This window comes from Rubrivivax benzoatilyticus JA2 = ATCC BAA-35 (assembly GCF_000190375.1).
Lineage (GTDB): Bacteria > Pseudomonadota > Gammaproteobacteria > Burkholderiales > Burkholderiaceae_C > Rubrivivax > Rubrivivax benzoatilyticus.
Genome location: NZ_AEWG01000118.1, coordinates 1 through 2,928, shown reverse-complemented (window position 1 = coordinate 2,928; position 2,928 = coordinate 1). Strand labels below are relative to the sequence as shown.

Annotated in this window: 3 protein-coding genes; 1 reads left to right on the top strand and 2 read right to left on the bottom strand. The window is 70.3% G+C overall.

From position 1 onward, the window contains the following. On the bottom strand, positions 1-332 hold a 332-nt coding region (locus RBXJA2T_RS20965; protein WP_138938880.1), incomplete at its 3' end, for a DUF4880 domain-containing protein. Further along, on the bottom strand, positions 235-747 hold the full coding sequence (locus RBXJA2T_RS13595; RefSeq protein ID WP_029718475.1) for a sigma-70 family RNA polymerase sigma factor: 513 nt from the start codon (positions 745-747) through the stop codon (positions 235-237). The genes RBXJA2T_RS13595 and RBXJA2T_RS20965, both read right to left, overlap by 98 nt. A gap of 579 nt (positions 748-1,326) precedes the next feature. Here RBXJA2T_RS13595 and RBXJA2T_RS13590 point away from each other — a divergent pair. Further along, positions 1,327-2,928 (top strand): methyl-accepting chemotaxis protein (locus RBXJA2T_RS13590; protein ID WP_009857969.1); only part of this gene is annotated, 1,602 nt, incomplete at its 3' end.

Here is a 2,928-nt window from a genome sequence, read left to right as displayed (position 1 = left end):
AGCCGGCGCGTGCCGTCGACGAACGCCTCCAGCCTCGCCGCCACCGCCGCATGACGCGGATCGGCCGCTTTCCAGGCCTCGAAACCGGCACGTGCGGCCTCGCGTTCAGCGCTGTCGTCGGCGCTCAGGCGCACGATCCAGCCGGCTGCTGCGGCCGCAACCGCATCGTCGCCGCCCGTTGCAGCACAGCTCACGGGCACACCGCCGGTCGTATCGGCTTGACGCGCGGCCCCATCACGCCGCCTGCAGCGCGTGGCACTGCAGCAGCACCCGCGCCAGGTACTTCTGCACCATCTTCGTCGACACGCCGAGCTCGGCGGCGACCACCGCATGGGTCTGGCCGTCGAGGTAGTGGCGCACGAAGGCGCTGCGCGCCTTGGCCGGCACCGTCTCGAGCACCGCTTCGAGCTGCGCCAGCGCCTGGACCGCGGCCAGCGTCTGCTCGGGTGACGGATAGGTGGCGCCGTCGGCCGCACGCGCCAGCTCTTCCAGCCAGGCCTGCTCGAGGCGGCGACGGCGCGCCTCGTCGATCACGAGCCGCGTCGCTGTCGTGCTCAGCCAGGCGCGCGGCTGCTGCACGCCCAGCAGCGCGTCGCGCGCGGCGATGACCCGCACGAAGGTGTCGTGGGCGATGTCGGCGGCGTGCTGAGGACAGCCGAGCTTGCGCGCCAGCCAGGCATGCAGCCAGCCGTGATGGTCGCGGTACAGGAGCTGGAGCTGCTGCTGCAGCACGTCGGCAGTGGACAAGACAGGGCGCGGGACGACGGCTGCGCGCCGTCGTCGCCGAGTTTCTTATTGAGAATTGTTCGCATTCTATGGCGTGCGAGAGAGCACGACAACACGCCAGCGACAGGACACACCACCCTGCTCGGCTCGAAGCAGAAACATGAGCAGGCACGGGACACGACGTAGCGTTTGCCGCCCCGGCTGGCGACGCTGAGCGCCAGCCGCCACGGGCCTTCGGCCCACGACAGCATCGTCATCGACGCCGGGGTGTCGCCGGGCATGTCGACGTGAAGTGAATGGAACGCAGATGCAGCCTGTATGGCCTCGTCAACAGCCGAAGAACTCTGCCCCCCGGCGCGCGGCGGCGCCAGATGCTGACTCGACAATCATCAAATTCGCCGAATTCGACATATCACACGAACTTTCGAACATTGCGCCGCATCAGAACCCGCCGCAGCGTTTGTTTCAATTCGTCTCGAGCGTGAAGGAGTACCCACGGCAAACGCCGACCCGGGCGACAGACCAGCGCATCTCGTCCTCACAAATGATGATTTCCTGCCGAAATAGGGTCATCACCGTTTCTTCTCGACCTGGCAGCACATGACCCAACTGAGAATCGCCGCCCGCCTCGGCCTCGCGTTCGCCCTCGTGCTCGCGATCACCGTGGGCATCGCCGCCGTGGCCGTCTGGCAGTTGCAGATGCACCGCGACGCGACGGCGTCGATGGTCCAGCGCGAGATGCTGCGCAACGAGATGACGCAGCAGTGGACCGCGCTGGTTCGGGTCAACCTCCTGCAGGTCACGTCGGCGCTGAAGGCCAGTGACGCGGCCTATGCCGCCAGGCTGCAGGCCGACGCGCTCGAGGGCTCCCGGAGCTCGGCTCCGATCCGCGACAAGGTCGTCGAGCTGACCGACGACGACGAAGGCAAGGCGCTGATCGCGCGCATCGCCGCCGAGCGCCAGAAGTACCTGGACGTGCGCAGCGACCTCTTCAAGCGCAAGGAGGCCGGCACCGACGTCTCCGAGGCCGTGGATCGCGAACTGCAGCCGCTGGCCACGGCCTATCTCGCACGGCTGCAGGACGTGGCCGACCACTCGCACCACGTGCTGGACCGCAGGGTCGAGGCGCTGGACGCCGCGACGCGGCTGAGCCAGTGGGGCATGGCCGCAGGCGCGCTGTTCGCGGTGCTGCTCGGCGCGTTCTTCGCCGCGCTGGTGAGCCGTTCCATCACCCGGCCGATCTCGCGCGCCGTCTCGGCCGCCGAGGCCATCGGCGCCGGCGAGCTGAACACCGTCATCGACGCCCGCGGCAGCGACGAATCCGCGCGCCTGCTGCACGCGCTGGCCGGCATGCAGGCCAACCTGGCGAAGATCGTCGCCGAGGTGCGCGGCTCGGCCGACAGCGTGGCCACCGCCAGCCACCAGATCTCCCACGGCAACGCCGACCTGTCGGCGCGCACCGAGCAGCAGGCCAGCGCGCTGCAGCAGACCGCCGCGTCGATGGAGCAGCTCAACGCCACCGTGCGCCAGAACGCCGACAACGCCGAGCAGGCCAACCAGCTCGCCGCCGCGGCCAGCGCCGTCGCCACCGACGGCGGCCGCATGGTCGGCGAGGTCGTCGAGACGATGAACGGCATCAGCGACAGCTCGCGCCGCATCGCCGACATCATCGGCACCATCGACGGCATCGCGTTCCAGACCAACATCCTGGCGCTCAACGCCGCGGTCGAGGCCGCCCGTGCCGGCGAGCAGGGCCGCGGCTTCGCCGTCGTCGCCGGCGAGGTGCGATCGCTGGCCCAGCGCAGCGCCGAAGCCGCACGCGAGATCAAGACCCTGATCGGCACCAGCGTCGAACGCGTGGAGGCCGGCAATACGCTGGTGCATCAGGCGGGCACCAAGATGCAGGACGTGCTGGCGTCGATCCGCCGCGTGGCCGACATCGTCGGCGAGATCAGCAGCGCCAGCGCCGAGCAGCGCGACGGCGTCAGCCAGGTGGGCGACGCGGTCGCGCAGATGGACCAGGCGACGCAGCAGAACGCCGCGCTGGTGGAGGAAAGCGCCGCCGCCGCCGACAGCCTGCGCACGCAGGCACGCCAGCTGGTGTCGGCGGTCGCGGTGTTCCGGCTCGGCAACGAGAGCGAGCGCCGCGCGCCGGCGGCCGCCCCGGCACCGGCGGCACGCCCGGCGCCGGCAGCGCGTCCG